Here is a 16,261-nt window from a genome sequence, read left to right as displayed (position 1 = left end):
ATTAATTTAAAACATCAATAATTTTTTTTTTGATTGTTTCACTTACTTTAATAGTTCCTAGCTTATTAGGGTGAATACCATCTTGTTGATTTAAACTTGGATCAAGTGCTACACCATCAAGAAGAAATGGTATTAAAGGTAAACTATATTTATTAGATAAGTTTGGATAAATTGCATCAAACCTTTTTTTATATTCAGCACCATGAGTAGTTGGAGCAACCATTCCAGCAATTATGATTTTAATATTTTTGTTGTTTGCTATCTTTATTATTTGTTCTAAATTTTTCTCAGTTTCTTCAGGCTTAATTCCTCTGAGCATATCATTAGCACCCAGACCAATAATAATTAAATCAATTCCTGGTTCAGATAAACTCCATTCAGCTCTATTTAGTCCCCCTGAGGAAGTACTTCCCGAAACACTTCCATTAATCACAACAATATTAAACCCATCATTTTTAAGACTATTTTCTAAAACCTTAGATAAATGATGTTCTTTCGATAATCCATATCCAGCCATTAAACTGTCACCAAATAAGACAACCTTTTCTATTGCATTTGTTTTTAAGTGTACTAGAAAAATTATCAAAATTTTTATAAATAAACTTTTATTCATGAGCACTCTTCTTAAATTAAAAAAAATAAATCTCCAATACAAAACTGGTAAAGATAATATAAGTGTTTTAAAGAATATAGATTTAAATATACAAAAAAAAGAAACAGTTTCTGTAGTTGGAGAAAGTGGCTCAGGAAAAACAAGTTTAATCATGCTAATTGGTGGATTAGAAAGACCTAGCTCAGGAAAAATATTTTTTCAGGATCAAGAAATTACAAGTCTTAAAGAGGATGAAATATCAGAGGTAAGAAAAAAAAATATTGGAATTATATTCCAATCATTTTATTTAATTCCTAATTATACAGCAGTTGAAAATGTTGCTTTAACCCTTGAGCTTAATAATTTTAAAAATCCAGATAAGGAAGCAAAACATTTGTTAGATCGTTTTGGTTTAAAACATCGTTTTAATAACTTACCAAGTCAATTATCAGGTGGAGAGCAGCAGCGTGTAGCAATTGCTAGAGCTATAGCAATGAAACCTGAACTAATTTTAGCTGATGAACCAACAGGCAATTTGGATACCGAAAATTCTATAATGATTGCGAATATATTATTTAAGTATGTAAAAGAAGAAGGTTCCTCTTTAATAATGGTGACACACGATCCAAAACTTGCGGACAAAGCAAGAAGAAAAATAAAAATTAAAGATGGAAAAATTAAATAATCCCTCAGAATTTAGTTTAATCTTTAAATATGCTTTTAAAGACTTGAGCAGGAATTATCATAAAATTTCGAGTATTATCGTTACATTATTTATCAGTCTTTTTATTTTGAGTGCTATTTTTACAATTGAAGATAGCCTTAAAAAAGAACTTAATGATAATGCTAAAGCTCTCTTAGGTGGAGATTTAGAAATTGATTATAATCGCAATCAGGGAAATTTAGATCTAGTTAATAAAGTTAAAGAATTTGCAACAGTTTCTCAAATGATTGAGTTTAGCACTATGCTTTCAACAACTGGTAGAGAGAAAAATAAATCTTTGTTTACAAGAATAAAGACTGTTGATGAAAAATACCCTCTATATGGAAATGTTGTTTATGAGCCAATTGGTGCTTATGAAAGAATGCAAAAAGAAGCTAACACTATCTTGATCAATGAAAGTTTATCAAAAACCCTAAATATTAAAATTAATGAAACAGTAAAAGTTCAGGACCAAAATTTTACAGTAATTGGAATTATTAAATCAGTACCAGATGTAAGTGGATTTGTTGCATTTGGCGATTGGGCTTTAGCAGGAAAACAAACTTTGGAAATTTTAAAGCTAAATGGAATTGGAAGCTTTTTAAACTATGAATACAAAGTAAAGTTTAATGAAAATGATAAGCCAGAAGAAATTGAAAATCGAATTGAGGAAATTTTTAAAGATGATCAGAAGGTAAAACTTAGATACCCAGAAAATTCTGCAAGTGGAATAAAGAGAATTATTAATAACTTTTCTCAATTTTTATCTCTTGTTTCGATCAGCGCAATGCTAATTGCGGGGATTGGAATTGCAAATACTTTACTTTCTTTTATCAATCAAAATAATATGTCAATTGCTGTGAGAAAAGCAGTTGGTTTTTATTCAGGTAACATCAAAATATTATATTATCTTCAGTTATTTATACTTTTATTTGTCATTTCAGTTGTTGCTTATGGATCAAGCTTTCTAATGGTTCCAATAGCAGATAAATATCTATCTGATGGATTGGGATTGAATGTTTATCCAGTATTTTCACTTTTTAATTTTTTTAAGATATTTTTAGTTGGGTTATTGGTGCTTGTAATTTTTTCTATTCCAACAATAAGCTCTATAGATCAGGTAAAAGCCTCCAATTTATTCAGAAATGTATTTCAAAATCTTCAATTTTATTATTCCAAAAGATCAGTTGTTATAAGCTTTGTTTTGTTATCTATTTTGATATCATTATTCACGATTGGATCAGAACAACCTTCTTATAGCTTGGGTTACTTTGCTGCTTTTTTTGTTTGTTTAATTATATTTTTTTCATTGTCGAAATTGATCATTTTTTTTCTTAAAAAATTTAAATCAAGTTCAATAATTTCTCTAAAAGTTTCAATTAAAAATATTACACAAACAAAAAGTATAACTCCTATTACAGTTATGTCTCTTGGCTTAGGGGTTACATTATTATTGACACTAGCTTTAGTTGGTACAAATTTTCAAAGAGAAATTGCTAAATCAATTCCAGATATTGCTCCTGATTATTTCTTTGTCGGTATTCAAAATGGAGAAAGAGAAAAATTTGAACAAGGTATTTTAAACATATATCCAAAAGCAAATATTGAAATTGTTCCTATGGTTTCATCTGGAATTGTAAAAATTAATGGAATTGATCCTAATACTTATATTAAACCAGATAATGATAGTTATTGGGTTATTGGGAGTGAACGAAGATCATCATGGACAGAAAATCCACCTGAGGATAATCTAATTTTAGAAGGAGAATGGTGGGATTTATCAAAACCAGATCAACTTCAAATATCTTTAGATGCAAAAGTTGCTAAAGATTTTAACATTCAGCTAGGTGATATCTTTACTTTGAATATCTATGGTCGTGAAATCGAAGGGAAAGTAATAAATTTTAGAGAAGTTGATTATCGAGATTTGAGTATAAATTTTGCAATGTTATTTAACCCTCAATTTGCAAAAAAAATTCCTCATGAATACTTGGCTACTGCAAAATTTAATTCAAACAAATTTAATGAAACTGAAATGCTCGAAATTATGCCAAGTTTATCAATTATAAAAATTGCTGACTATCTCTCAAAAGTTACAGCTGTTTTAAATAAAGTATTCATTGCTGTTACTTTAATTTCAGCTGTTACAATAGTTATAGGTTTAATTGTAATCTCAAGTGCAATTATGGTTCAGGGAAAAGTAAAAGAATACCAAAATTTAGTTTTTAAAATTTTAGGTTTTTCAAAAAAGCAAATTGTTTACTCTTCAATGATTGAGTTTATCATTATTTTTAAATCTGTAATTTTAATTGCAATATTTTTTGCAATAATTGGCTCAAAATTTATTATGGAAAATATTTTTGAATTAGTATGGATGTTTGATTTAAAGGTTTTAATTTATTTAGGATTTTCAATAGGTTTAGTCACTTTATGTCTAATAATGCTAACAAACTTAAAATATTTAAATCCTAAAGTATATCCTCTTATTAGAAATCAATAATCAGAATTTATTAATTTTTCCATTTAAAGAAATAAAATTAAATTCAGTTTTTAATTTTGGAAATTTTCTTTTTATATTTTTTTTAAGATTAGAAAATGAGTTTTGGTGTATTTTCTTTTCATTACTTAAAGTAAATTCTTTCTTGCCATTAGCAATTTTAGCAGCACCACAGTCTTCATGATTCATAACAATCAATTTTTGTATTCCATGTAATTTAATTGATGTTGATAAATTGTCATAAAAAGTTTTATGCCATTTTTTGAATTTTACGTGTGTAACTCCAACTGCAGCACCTGCAATTGTAAACGCACTATACTTCTTAGCTAATTTCTTTTTTTTTAATTTTTCGTATACTAAGTGTTGAAATCTTGGATCCATACAAGATAAAACCAAAGCCTTATATTTCTTCATTAGGGCACCAGCCAACTTTCTTTTTTATTTTCCAAATCAAACTTCGCTCTACGATGTCCTTTTGCAGCAAGATAAAGCCATTCAATAGATTTAATTTTACATTTGATAACAGTAAAATTTTTGTAACCATTTTCACTTTGCTCCATGGTATAATCAAAATCTTCTAGTTTGGATATCATCCCAGATGTTGGATTTTCTGATGTGGTCCCAGGAGGACTATCAGTTAAATAACATCTTCTACTTATATGTTGAGTTTTTTTCCAAGACTCTTCAGTTGTGGAGTTTTGATTATTTATTTCACATTCAACTTTAACTCTGAGTTGGATTTTTTCTTCTTTATCATAAAAAAGTAATGATGCTTTGTTGTTTTTTTTAAGAATATCTACCTTTGGAGATCTTAGATCAGTATGAAATTGTAATAGATTATTTTCTCTGTCTGATTTACGTAAAACAACTATTCTTCCATCAATTTCATCTTGGTTTGCACACATAAAAACTGGAATTCTAAATTGTGAAGCCCTGTTGGTTACAGCATCATTTAACATGGACCAGTACTTCTTTTGAATTTCTTCTAGATTTTCATAGTATGCTGGTTGCATACATTACTTTCTAAATCTTTTAATAAGACTTGAGGTATCCCAACGATTACCACCCATTCCTTGAACTTCTCCATAAAATTTATCTACAAGTTCAGTTACAGGTAACAATGAACCATTATTTTTTGCTTCATCCATTGCAATTTTTAAATCTTTTCTCATCCAGTCAACAGCAAAACCAAAATCAAATTTATCATCAATCATTGTTTTATATCTGTTCTCCATTTGCCAAGATTGTGCAGCACCTTTTGAAATAACTTCAATAACATCCTCCATATTTAATCCAGCTTTCATACCAAAGTTAATTCCTTCAGATAATCCTTGAACTAATCCTGCAATACAAATTTGATTTACCATCTTTGCAAGTTGTCCACTTCCTGCATTGCCAAGCAATTTCATTTTTTTACTGTAACAATCAATTTTATCTTTTGCTTTATCAAAGTCAGCTTGATCACCACCAATCATTACTGTTAATGCACCATTCTCTGCACCCGCTTGTCCACCTGACACAGGAGCATCTAATGCACCAAATCCATTTTTTTTTGCATACTCATAAATTTCTCTTGCAATTGTTGCTGAGGCAGTGGTGTTATCAATATAAATTGCACCTTTTTTAATAGTTTTAAAAGCACCATTGTCACCAAAGGTTACTTCTCTTAAGTCATTATCATTTCCAACACAGGTAAAAATATATTCAGCATCTTTTGCAGCTTCAGCAGGAGTTTCTGCCATTTTACCTTTGTATTCTTTGATCCATTTTTCTGCTTTTGATTTTGTTCTGTTAAAAACAGTTACATTATGACCACCTTTTGATATATAACCAGCCATTGGATAACCCATGACACCAAGACCTATGAAAGCAACATTACAACTCATAATTTTTTATGTTTAATAGTTTAAGTTTAAAAGTAATTATATTTGGATTTATTTTTACATTTTTTTCCAGTTTTGGACAGAGTTTTTTTTTAGGTTTATTTAATTCAAGCATAAGAGAAACACTTTCTATTACTCATGGACAATTTGGCTCAATTTATGCTTCAGCCACATTATTAAGTAGTTTTCTTTTAATTTGGGTTGGAAAAAAGATTGATGATATCAATATTTTTAAATTTGCTTTTTATGTTACCTTACTTTTATCATTTTCTTGTTTTTTCTTTTCAAAAATATCATCTATAGCTTTTTTATTTATTGCAGTTTTTCTAATGAGGTTTTCTGGACAAGGATTAATGTCTCATACTGCAACAACAACTATTGCAAGATATTTTACTAAATCTAGAGGAAAAGCTCTTAGCGCTGGATGGTTTGGTCTTTCTTCAGCAGAATTTATTTTACCTGTATTAACTGTTTATTTATTAACAATCACCGCTTGGCAAAATATTTGGATATCAATATCTATTCTAACTTTAATCTTTTTACCATTAGCTTCATTTTTCTTAATAAAAAAACTAGATTTTGATACTAGAGAAGAAACAAACATTAATGATTTTGAAAAAAGAGAGATTAAACAATGGAAAAGAATTGAAGTTATAAAAGATTACAGGTTTTATATAGTTTGCTTAAATATGCTTGCAATGCCATGGATAGCTACTGGTGTTTTTGTTTATCAATCTTTTATTACTGAAGCTAAAGATTGGGGTTCTTTTGTTATTGCTCAATCATTTATGGTTTATTCAATATTGTCAGTTGTTACTTTGCTAGGATCTGGATTTCTAATAGATAAATTTACTAGTAGAAAACTTTTAATCTTTATGAATATTCCCTTATTGTTTTCTACATTAGTTTTATTTTACTTTGATAATCCTATTACATCTTTTATTTTTCTTGGTTTAATAGGAATTTCCAATGGCCTAGCCAATGTTTTGGGATCATCAACTTGGGCTGAAATTTATGGTGTAAAATATATTGGATCTATTAAAGCATTAACCACAGCCCTCATGGTCTTTTCGACAGCTTTTGGTACAGCTTTATTTGGGATATTGATTGATAATGGGTTTTCAATTGAGCAAATAGCTTTGATTTCTTTGATTTATATTTTAGGGTCATTAATTGCTCTTTTTTTAGTAAGAAATAGACTAAATCCAGAATTTATTTAAATAATTCTTGATTTTTTTTACCTCTGCTTATAGATAGCTCGCATGGCAAGAGTTACAGTAGAAGATTGTATAGATAAAGTAGATAGCCCATACGAATTAGTTCTTGTTGCTAAAGAGAGAGCAACTCAATTAAACACAGGTATTGAACCAACTCTAGACAGAGATAATGACAAAAATACTGTCATTGCATTAAGAGAAATTGCAGAGGAAAACATTAAAGTTCAAGATTTAACTGAAAGCGCAGTTTACAAATTAAGAAAACACGTTGAACAAGTTGATGATGGAGCTGAAGCTGACGAAGAAGTTGGGGATGATTTTGAGAGTTTATATAAAGGTGAAATTTCAAAAAGTGGTACACCAATTTTACCATCTAAAAGAGCCAGAAAAGCTCCTGAGAAAATTCAAGTTTCAAAAGAAGATTTAGCAGAATTATCTGAAACTGCTCAACCAGAAGTAACAGAAACTCCTGTATCTGAAGAAACAGACGTTGATCAAGGAGATGTATCTCTAGAAGAAGTTTCTGAGAGCGAAAACCAAGAATCAGAAGATTCTGAGACTTCAAACTCTTAATAAAATAATATAAAGTTATTCAATGAATAGGTTAGTGTCAGTTGCTCCTATGATGGATTGCACAGATCGTCATGAGAGATATTTTTTAAGGTTAATTTCAAAAAATACACTTTTATATACCGAAATGATTGTTGATGAAGCAATCAATAGAGGTGATAAAAAAAAATTACTTGAATTTAATATTAACGAAAAACCTGTAGCACTTCAATTAGGTGGCTCTTCGCCAAAACTTTTAGCTGAAGCAGCAAAAGTAGGAGAAGACTTTGGTTATGATGAAATTAACTTAAATTTAGGTTGTCCTAGTAAAAAAGTTGAGAAAAATAAATTTGGTGCTTGCTTAATGAAAGAACCAAATCTAGTTGCAGACTGTTTAAGTAAAATGCAATCAGTCACAAAACTTCCGGTTACAATAAAGACACGTATTGGGTATGATAATGTGGAAGACTATGAAAATTTTTACAAATTTATAGAAACTTTAAAATCAACTGGAGTTAAGACTTTTATAATACATGCAAGGAAAGCTATGCTTGGTAAATTTACACCTAAACAAAATTTGAATATCCCACCTCTAAAGTATGACTATGTTTATAAGTTAAAAAAAGATTTTCCAAATGATGAAATTATTATTAATGGAGGCATAACTAATGTTGAGGAAGTTAAAGATCAGTTGAAAAAAACTGATGGAGTTATGATCGGAAGAGCTGCATACCACACTCCTTATTTATTAGCTGAAATTGAAAAAGAGATATTTAAGAATGAAAATATTCCAAGTAGACAAGATGTAATTGAAAATTTAATTCCATATATAAAAGATGAATTAAAAAAAGGTACTAGACTTAATCAAATCATGAGACATACTCTTGGTTTGTTTCATGGACAATCAGGAGCTAGCTATTGGAAAAGATACTTAAGCAAAAACATGTGTGTTCGTGATGCTGATGTTCAAAAAATTGATCATATTATGGATAAGATAAAATATAACAATGTTGAAAGAAGAGTAGGCTAGTCTGTTAAATTCAATCTTATCTAATCAATATTCGCTTTATATACTATTAATGATTGCTACGGCTTTTCCTGTAGGTTTTTTTGCTGGTTTATTTGGTATAGGTGGTGGATTGATAACAGTGCCGTTTCTTTTTTTTATTTTTGAGACCCTAGGCATTGATCAGAATTATTTGATGCATTTGGCTGTTGGAACTTCTTTTTCTATTATTATTCCTACATCAATGGTTTCTGTATATACACATAATAAACATAAATCAGTAGATCCAAATATAGTAAAAACATATGGTTTATTTGTTATAATTGGTGTTTTGTTAGGTACAACATTTGCAGCAGTGATGAAAACAAAAGCACTTGTTATTTTCTTTACCATAGTTGTGTTTTTTTTAGGAACTTATTTATTGATAAACTCTAATCAACAAAAAATTAGTAAGAAAAAATTTAAGGTTCATTTTAGGATAATATTTGGATTAATTTCAGGTTTTATTTCAGCTCCAATGGGCATTGGAGGTGCTGTAATGAATGTGCCAATATTAAAATATTTTGGTTATCCTATTAAAAAAGCTATAGGGAGCGCAGCCACAATCGGTTTTATTATAGCATTGTGTGGCGCAGTAGGTTTTTGGTACTCAGGTTTTATTTTAAAAGTTAATCTGCCTCTAAGTGTTGGATTTATAAATATACCAGCTTTTTTAATCTTTATTCCAATTACTATGTTCATGGCTAGAGTTGGAGCAAATTCAGCACACAAAATTGAAAAATCAAAATTACAAATGTTTTTTGGGATTTTTTTATATGTAGTTGGGACAATTTTTGTATTTAGATATTCCAGTTTATAATTATCTTATTAAAAAATCTTTAACTAGATTATGATTAAGATATTAAAAAAAAAATATAAACCTCGTATAAGAGCACGCTTAAGAAAAATGGGTTTAAAAAAAAAGCTTAACCCCAGACTTAAAGCACGAATTAGAAAAAACAAACAAATAATCAACAAGAAAGTTGATAATTTTTTTGACTGGATAAAAGGTGCTGAATTAGTTGAGCTTAAAGAATGTAATACAGCAGAAGATCCTGTGAGACCAGAACTAGATAATGTTTTTAGAAGAAGTTATGGGAGAAAAATTTATGGTGTCAAATACATGGGAGAAATTCATGCCGTTATGTGTTTTGCTTATACAAATAAAATTCCTAAAAATGTTGAGGAATTAGATAAATTTAGTCATGATGCTTTTTTACAAAGTGCTCAGAGAGATCAAAACGTGGGTCAAATAGCTATAGCTTATACTGTTTGGTCAAAAAAAAAAGGAGGAGGTAAATTGATTGTTAAAGAAGTATTTAAAAAAATTAAAAAATCAAATCATCTTAATAGACTAGTTACTTTATCACCCTTAACAGAGATGGCATATAAATTTCATATAAGAAATAAAGCAAAATTAATTAGTGTGAATGAAAACACACAAAATTTTGAGTATCAAGTAATAAAATAATTAACAGAAAAAAAAAGAGGTGGTTTCAGTCTCCCTCTACCACCCCTTGCATAAATCATACATGATTCTTAAAAAATTAAAAAACTCGTAATGATTGAAATAATAAATTATTGATTTTAAGTATTATGGCAAAGGCTCTTCATCAAATATTTCTGAAAACTCTACATCATTAACTTGATAAGAGGCTATAACAAGTGGTGTTCTAGCAAAAGTTGATATATCAGAATTGTCTATAATTTTTTTATTTGTAGATTTTTTTTTTTCAAATTCTCTTATTTCACTAATTAATATATTACCGCTATAAGAGATAGATGCTTGATATACACTACCAGTTTTTGCACCCGTAAAAATAGGACCCAATAGTGCTGTAGATGGTGTCGAGCAGTTAGATAGTAAAATTAAGATAAGAAATAAAAAACTTTTTTTAAACATAATTATTAATTGCTATTACACGATTCTTAAAAAAAAAAATTGATTATTAAATTATTTAATTACACGTTTAAATTGAATTTTGGGTTTATTTTCAATTATTTTTGATTTTTTCTAAAATTCAGAAAAAATTAAACTCAATTTAAACACATCATTTATATTTAATTAAGACATAAATTGTTAATTTTTTTTATGATTTTCAAAAAAGGATTTAAAAAATTTAAAAGTATTGAGTCTTCTATATCCAAAAAACTGACAATAAAAAAAAACCCATTAAATTTTATTGATGAGACAAAAGATAAATTAAAGAAATATTATTCAAATTTAGAAAAACAGAGAGAGAAAGATAAAAAAAAGGCTGAAAAGAAAAAAATTTTAGAAGAAAAAAAAGAAACACAAAGGCAAAAAAGGGAAGAGCAAAAAGCAAAATTAGATCAAATACGAGAAGAAAAGAAACAAATCCTCATTCAAAAAAAATTAATCATTGATAATGAAAAACAAGTTAGAAAAAATGAGGAAAAAAGAAGAAAAATTGAGGCAAAAAGATTAAAAATAGAACAACAAAAAATAAAAGATGAAGAATCCAGAAAGATACGTGAAGATTCAAGAAGAATAAAAGAAGAAGAACTTAGATTAAAAATACTCGAAAGACAAAGACTGCGAGAAGAAAAAATCAAAGCAAAAGAAGAAACTATTAAAGCTAAAGAATTAAAAAAAGAACAACTTCGAGAAGAAAAAGAAAAACAAAGACAAGAACAAATTAAATTAAAAGAGTTAGAAAGACAAAAAAGATTAGATGAAGAACAACGAATAAGAGAAGCAGCTAGAAAATTAAAATACGAAGAAGAAAAATTGAGAGAAACCGAAGAAAGAGTAAGGCAGTTAGAAATTGAGAGAAAACAAGATATTGAACGACAACTTTTAAAAGAACAAGCAGAACAAAGGGCTAAAGAAGAAGAACTAAGATTAAAAGAGGAGAAAATAAAAGCCGCAGAACAAGAGAGGATTTTAAGAGAAAAAGAACAACGTGAGAAAGCCGAAGAGTTAAGAAGAGAAGAAGAAAAACAAAAAAGAATTGAGGAAGAAAAACAGTTGGCATTAAAACAAAAAGCTGAAGAAGAGGAAAGAATTAGACAGGAAAATCAAAGAATTAAAGAATGGGAAGAAAAATTTGATTTAGAACAAAAAAAGAAAGAAGAAGAATTAATCAAAAAATTTTATAGTGATGAATATAGTAACCAAATTAAAGATGAACAAAACTTAGAAAAATCTGAAAAAATAAAAAATGATAATGATGATAAAAATATTTAATTATATTTTTTGATCATACTCACCGATTTTTCCAGTTTTTTGCAACAGTTCATCTATAAATTTAAAAATCTTAATTTTTCTTTCATTCGAAGTAGGACTCTCAGTTACAACTACTAGTGATGGTTTATTCGAGGAAGCTCTTATCAATCCCCAAGAACCATCATTGAATGTAAATCTTATACCGTTAACAGTCAAAATTTCATTGATCTCTTGATCATCAATCTTAATTTTTTTATTTTTAATTTGTTCTATTTCATTAATTAAATTTTGAACAACTAAATATTTTTCCTCATCTTTACAATAAGGTGACATAGTAGGAGATTGATAAGTTTTTGGTATCTCTTCAATTATTTCACTTATTTTTTTGTTTTGATTATCTAATAAATGACAAACTTGGATAGCAGAATTTATACCATCATCATATCCATACCCAAGTGGTTGATTGAAAAAAAAATGTCCACTTTTTTCAAATCCAGCTAAAGCTTTTTCATTATTAACTTTCCTTTTAATATGTGAATGTCCAGTTTTCCAATAAATTGTTTTACATTTATTCTTATTTAAAATTTTGTCATTTGAATATAATCCAGTTGATTTTACATCAACGATAAATTTAGAATTTTCGTGTTTTTCTGATAAACTTCTAGCAATTAATAATCCAATTTTATCAGAGAAAATTTCATTTCCTTTGTCATCTATAACTCCAACTCTGTCCCCATCACCATCAAATCCAAAACCAATATCTGCTTTATTTTCTTCTACAGCTTTAGCTATTGCATGTAACATTTTCAAATCCTCTGGATTAGGATTGTATTTTGGAAAAGTCCAATCTAGATTACAATCTAATTCTATAACATCACAACCAATTCCACGTAAAATATCAGGTGCAAAAATTCCTGCAGTTCCATTACCACAAGCAACTACAGCTTTTATCTTTTTTTTGATTTTATTTTTTTTAATTAAATCATTTTTATAGATTTCTTGAAAATTTTTAATTTCTTTTTCACTTCCATTACCAGTTACAAAATTTTGATCTAAAGTTATTTTTTTTAACTCTGCCATTTCTTCTGGAGCGTGAGTTAAGCCTTTTTTAATACCCATTTTTACACCCGTCCATCCATTTTCATTGTGACTAGCCGTAACCATTGCTACTGCATCCGAATTTAAATTAAATTGTGCAAAATAAACCATTGGAGATAATGACAAGCCTATATCCTCAACAAAACACCCTGTTGAAATTAATCCTCTTTTAAGTGCTATCTTTATTTCTTCACTATACGATCTGTAATCATGTCCTACTATCACTCTGGGATTTTTTATTTTAGTATGTTTAACAATTTGTGTGCCCAAACCTTTCCCTAAATTTATGATTCCCTCTGCGTTAATATCTTTTTCATAAACCCATCGTGCGTCATATTCTCTAAAGCCGTAGGGATCTATTTTTAATGATTGATTCATGCTGTTAATTACTTACCTTTTTTTTAATTTTATAGTTGAATTATTTTAATAGTGTTCTATAAATGTTCTGTTGATTTACTGTTTATATAGTATATTAATACCAAGCGCATACAACATATAGTTGTTTTCGCAAAAATAACAAAATATAATACATAAAATATGAATAAGATTCTATCGCAGGCCCTAAAGAAAGCTGTCTCCGAATATAGCCCAGAAGTTAAAGAAGTTCCAAAAGGAAATAGACCAGACCTATTTTCGTTAAATAATGAAACTGAACTTTTTCAGAATGACAAAGGGATTATAATTAAAATTGATAGATCTCGAGATGCAAAATTAACAGACTTTGGTAAAGCAACTTTAAAAGATAGATACTTAGGTCACAATGAATCTTTTCAAGATTTATTTGCAAGAGTTGCGAGCTCATATGCAGATGATAATTTGCATGGTCAAAGAATTTATAATTACATAAGCAACCTTTGGTTTATGCCAGCTACACCAGTTTTATCAAATGGTGGAACTAAAAGAGGATTGCCAATTTCGTGTTTTTTAAATGAAGCATCAGATAGCTTGGGTGGCATTTTAGATCTTTGGAGTGAAAATGTTTGGTTAGCAGCAAAAGGTGGTGGTATAGGAAGTTATTGGGGCAATCTTAGATCTATTGGTGAAAAAATTGGTAAAGTTGGAAAAACATCAGGAATAATTCCATTCATAAAAGTTATGGACTCTTTAACTATGGCAATTAGTCAAGGATCTTTAAGAAGAGGATCTGCTGCCTGCTATCTTCCAATCGATCATCCCGAGATTGAAGAGTTTATTGAAATGAGAAGACCTACAGGTGGTGATCCTAATAGAAAAGCACTGAACCTACATCATGGTGTTTTAGTTTCAGATGCTTTTATGCGTGCTGTTGAAAATGATGAACAATGGGCATTAAAAAGTCCTGCAGACGGCACTGTTCAACAAACGATCTCAGCAAGAAATTTATGGATAAGGTTATTGACTGCTAGAATTGAAACAGGTGAACCGTATATAATCTACATTGATACAGTTAACAGATTAATTCCACAACATCATAAACTTGCTAATTTAACTGTTAAAACATCAAATTTGTGTAGTGAAATTACACTACCAACAGGAATCGATAAAGATGGAAAAGACAGAACAGCTGTTTGTTGTTTATCATCTCTTAATTTAGAAAAGTATGATGAATGGAAAGATGATCCAGACATGATTGGTGATGTTATGAGATTTTTGGATAATGTTTTGTCAGATTTTATAGATAAAGCTCCAGATCAATTTAAAGATGCAAAATATTCTGCTGAAAGAGAAAGAAGTGTTGGACTGGGAGTAATGGGTTTTCATTCTTTCCTACAAAAGAATAGAATTCCACTTGAGTCTGTAATGGCTAAATCTTGGAACAAAAAAATATTTAAACAAATTAATGAAAAAGTTAATCAAGCATCAAAAGATTTAGCAGAAGAAAGAGGAGCATGTCCAGATGCTGCTGAATATGGATATAAAGAAAGATTTTCAAACAAAACTGCAATTGCTCCAACAGCATCAATTTCAATTATATGTGGAGGTGCTTCTCCTGGTGTAGAGCCAATAGCTGCAAATAGTTATACTCATAAAACTTTGTCAGGTTCTTTCAATGTAAGAAATAGATATTTAGAAGAAATTTTAGAAGGTCACGGTAAAAATGATGATGAAACATGGTCTACTATAACTACTAACCAGGGCTCTGTTTCACACTTAAATTTCTTAACAGATTTAGAAAAAGATGTTTTTAAAACTGCTTTTGAATTAAATCAGAAATGGATTATTGAACTAAGTGGAGATAGAACGCCATTTATTTCGCAAGCTCAGTCAGTTAATCTATTTTTACCAGCAGATGTTCATAAAAAAGAATTACATAGAATTCATTTTGATGCATGGAAAAAAGGTTTAAAAAGTCTTTATTACTGCAGATCAAAATCAATCCAAAGAGCTGAAAATATTAATGACGCGAAATCAACAGATATTACAGCCAATGTATATAAATCTAAAAATCAACAAACAAACGAAGAACCAGAATACGAGGAGTGTTTATCATGTCAGTAGCAGAGAAAATTAAAGTAGAAAAAAAAGAAATAATTCAACCAAAAAAAATGGGATTGTTAGTTGAAAATCCTGTTTACAAACCTTTTAGATATCCATGGTGTTATGATGCGTGGTTAACTCAACAAAGAATTCATTGGTTACCAGAAGAAGTGCCATTAGGTGATGATGTTAGAGATTGGCAAAAAAATTTATCACAATCAGAAAAAAATTTATTAACACAAATATTTAGATTTTTTACACAAGCAGATGTTGAAGTTAGTAACTGCTATTTAAGACATTACACAACTGTATTTAAACCTACAGAAGTACTTATGATGATGACTGCATTTGCATCAATGGAAACTGTTCATATAGCAGCTTACTCTCACTTACTTGATACAATAGGAATGCCAGAGTCAGAGTATTCTGCTTTCATGAAATATAAAGAAATGAAAGATAAATATGATTATATGCAAGACTTTAATGTGAATTCAAAAGAAGATATTGCAAAAACAGTTGCTGTATTTAGTGCTTTTACTGAAGGCCTACAGTTATTTGCTAGTTTTGCAATTCTTTTAAATTTTCCAAGACACAATAAAATGAAAGGAATGGGCCAAATTGTTACTTGGTCAGTTAGAGATGAAACTCTTCACTGCAATTCAATGATAAGAGTTTTTAAAGAATTTATTAAAGAAAATCCTGAAATATGGACACCAAAATTAAAAAAAGAACTTTATGAGGCTTGCAGAACTATCATTGAACATGAAGATGCTTTTATTGATCTTGCCTTTGAAATGGGTCCAATGGAAGGCTTAACAGCTAAAGATGTTAAAAACTATATCAGATTTATTGCAAACAGAAGATTAGACCAACTTGGTTTAGAAGCAATTTATGATGTAAAAAAAAATCCTTTAGGATGGCTTGATACAATGTTGAATGCAGTTGAGCATATGAACTTTTTTGAAGGTCGTGCAACAGAATATTCTAAAGCATCAACTCAAGGTACTTGGGTAGAAGCGTTTAGTTAAAT

The 16,261-nt window shown here is 28.9% G+C and carries 16 protein-coding genes; 10 read left to right on the top strand and 6 right to left on the bottom strand.

Annotation, left to right across the window (positions count from 1 at the left end):
* Position 1 precedes the first annotated feature (1 nt).
* Positions 2-613 (bottom strand): arylesterase, encoded by a 612-nt coding sequence (locus ACTTAV_RS05320; RefSeq protein ID WP_440670698.1) that lies wholly within the window; start codon positions 611-613, stop codon positions 2-4.
* On the opposite strand from ACTTAV_RS05320, the gene ACTTAV_RS05315 reads away from it, so the two are divergent.
* Positions 612-1,277: an ABC transporter ATP-binding protein gene (locus tag ACTTAV_RS05315; RefSeq protein ID WP_440670697.1), complete on the top strand. Its 666-nt coding sequence runs from the start codon at positions 612-614 to the stop codon at positions 1,275-1,277. The two genes, ACTTAV_RS05320 and ACTTAV_RS05315, sit on opposite strands and share 2 nt — an antisense overlap.
* A complete protein-coding gene (locus ACTTAV_RS05310; protein ID WP_440670696.1) occupies positions 1,261-3,795 on the top strand; it encodes an ABC transporter permease in 2,535 nt (844 codons plus the stop codon). The genes ACTTAV_RS05315 and ACTTAV_RS05310 overlap by 17 nt, the downstream gene beginning before the upstream one ends.
* On the opposite strand, the gene ACTTAV_RS05305 is transcribed toward ACTTAV_RS05310, so the two are convergent.
* The 3 genes from ACTTAV_RS05305 to ACTTAV_RS05295 are packed head-to-tail and all read right to left on the bottom strand — an operon-like array spanning position 3,796 to position 5,678.
* Positions 3,796-4,206 (bottom strand): carbonic anhydrase, encoded by a 411-nt coding sequence (locus ACTTAV_RS05305; RefSeq protein ID WP_440670695.1) that lies wholly within the window; start codon positions 4,204-4,206, stop codon positions 3,796-3,798.
* Complete coding sequence (locus tag ACTTAV_RS05300) at positions 4,206-4,805, bottom strand: flavin-binding protein (RefSeq protein ID WP_440670694.1); 600 nt, start codon at positions 4,803-4,805, stop codon at positions 4,206-4,208. The genes ACTTAV_RS05305 and ACTTAV_RS05300 overlap by 1 nt, the downstream gene beginning before the upstream one ends.
* Positions 4,806-4,808: 3 nt before the next feature.
* Positions 4,809-5,678, bottom strand: a complete 870-nt coding sequence (locus tag ACTTAV_RS05295; protein ID WP_440670693.1) for an NAD(P)-dependent oxidoreductase — start codon at positions 5,676-5,678, stop codon at positions 4,809-4,811.
* Between the two features lie 8 nt (positions 5,679-5,686).
* On the opposite strand from ACTTAV_RS05295, the gene ACTTAV_RS05290 reads away from it, so the two are divergent.
* Genes ACTTAV_RS05290 through ACTTAV_RS05270 form a run of 5 tightly spaced genes read left to right on the top strand, consistent with a single transcriptional unit; the run spans position 5,687 to position 9,957 of the window.
* Positions 5,687-6,895 (top strand): MFS transporter, encoded by a 1,209-nt coding sequence (locus ACTTAV_RS05290; protein ID WP_440670692.1) that lies wholly within the window; start codon positions 5,687-5,689, stop codon positions 6,893-6,895.
* A gap of 42 nt (positions 6,896-6,937) precedes the next feature.
* On the top strand, positions 6,938-7,465 hold the full coding sequence (rpoZ, locus tag ACTTAV_RS05285; RefSeq protein WP_440670691.1) for a DNA-directed RNA polymerase subunit omega: 528 nt from the start codon (positions 6,938-6,940) through the stop codon (positions 7,463-7,465).
* A gap of 22 nt (positions 7,466-7,487) precedes the next feature.
* Positions 7,488-8,471: a tRNA dihydrouridine(20/20a) synthase DusA gene (gene dusA, locus ACTTAV_RS05280; RefSeq protein ID WP_440670690.1), complete on the top strand. Its 984-nt coding sequence runs from the start codon at positions 7,488-7,490 to the stop codon at positions 8,469-8,471.
* 49 nt (positions 8,472-8,520) lie between these two features.
* Positions 8,521-9,306: a sulfite exporter TauE/SafE family protein gene (locus ACTTAV_RS05275; RefSeq protein ID WP_440670689.1), complete on the top strand. Its 786-nt coding sequence runs from the start codon at positions 8,521-8,523 to the stop codon at positions 9,304-9,306.
* 30 nt (positions 9,307-9,336) lie between these two features.
* Positions 9,337-9,957 carry a hypothetical protein gene (locus ACTTAV_RS05270; protein ID WP_440670687.1) on the top strand — a complete coding sequence of 207 codons (621 nt, stop codon included), beginning with the start codon at positions 9,337-9,339 and terminating at the stop codon, positions 9,955-9,957.
* Between the two features lie 123 nt (positions 9,958-10,080).
* Here ACTTAV_RS05270 and ACTTAV_RS05265 read toward each other — a convergent pair whose 3' ends face one another.
* On the bottom strand, positions 10,081-10,389 hold the full coding sequence (locus ACTTAV_RS05265) for a hypothetical protein (RefSeq protein WP_440670686.1): 309 nt from the start codon (positions 10,387-10,389) through the stop codon (positions 10,081-10,083).
* Positions 10,390-10,578: 189 nt separating this feature from the next.
* Here ACTTAV_RS05265 and ACTTAV_RS05260 point away from each other — a divergent pair, with 189 nt between their 5' ends.
* Positions 10,579-11,697, top strand: a complete 1,119-nt coding sequence (locus ACTTAV_RS05260; RefSeq protein ID WP_440670684.1) for a hypothetical protein — start codon at positions 10,579-10,581, stop codon at positions 11,695-11,697.
* Here ACTTAV_RS05260 and ACTTAV_RS05255 read toward each other — a convergent pair whose 3' ends face one another.
* The gene (locus ACTTAV_RS05255) at positions 11,698-13,152 is read right to left on the bottom strand and encodes a phosphomannomutase/phosphoglucomutase (protein WP_440670683.1); all 1,455 of its coding nucleotides are present in this window, start codon (positions 13,150-13,152) and stop codon (positions 11,698-11,700) included.
* Between the two features lie 159 nt (positions 13,153-13,311).
* On the opposite strand from ACTTAV_RS05255, the gene ACTTAV_RS05250 reads away from it, so the two are divergent.
* Together ACTTAV_RS05250 and ACTTAV_RS05245 are read left to right on the top strand one after the other, a co-directional pair.
* Positions 13,312-15,252, top strand: a complete 1,941-nt coding sequence (locus ACTTAV_RS05250) for a ribonucleoside-diphosphate reductase subunit alpha (protein ID WP_440670681.1) — start codon at positions 13,312-13,314, stop codon at positions 15,250-15,252.
* Positions 15,243-16,259 carry a ribonucleotide-diphosphate reductase subunit beta gene (locus ACTTAV_RS05245; RefSeq protein ID WP_440670680.1) on the top strand — a complete coding sequence of 339 codons (1,017 nt, stop codon included), beginning with the start codon at positions 15,243-15,245 and terminating at the stop codon, positions 16,257-16,259. Before ACTTAV_RS05250 ends, ACTTAV_RS05245 begins: the two co-directional genes overlap by 10 nt.
* Positions 16,260-16,261: the final 2 nt, after the last annotated feature.

The organism is Candidatus Pelagibacter sp. HIMB1483, from assembly GCF_052048135.1.
In the GTDB taxonomy this organism is placed as follows: Bacteria; Pseudomonadota; Alphaproteobacteria; order Pelagibacterales; family Pelagibacteraceae; genus Pelagibacter.
The sequence above is the reverse complement of the archived record's forward strand: the minus strand, read 5'-3'. Positions and strand labels throughout refer to the sequence as shown.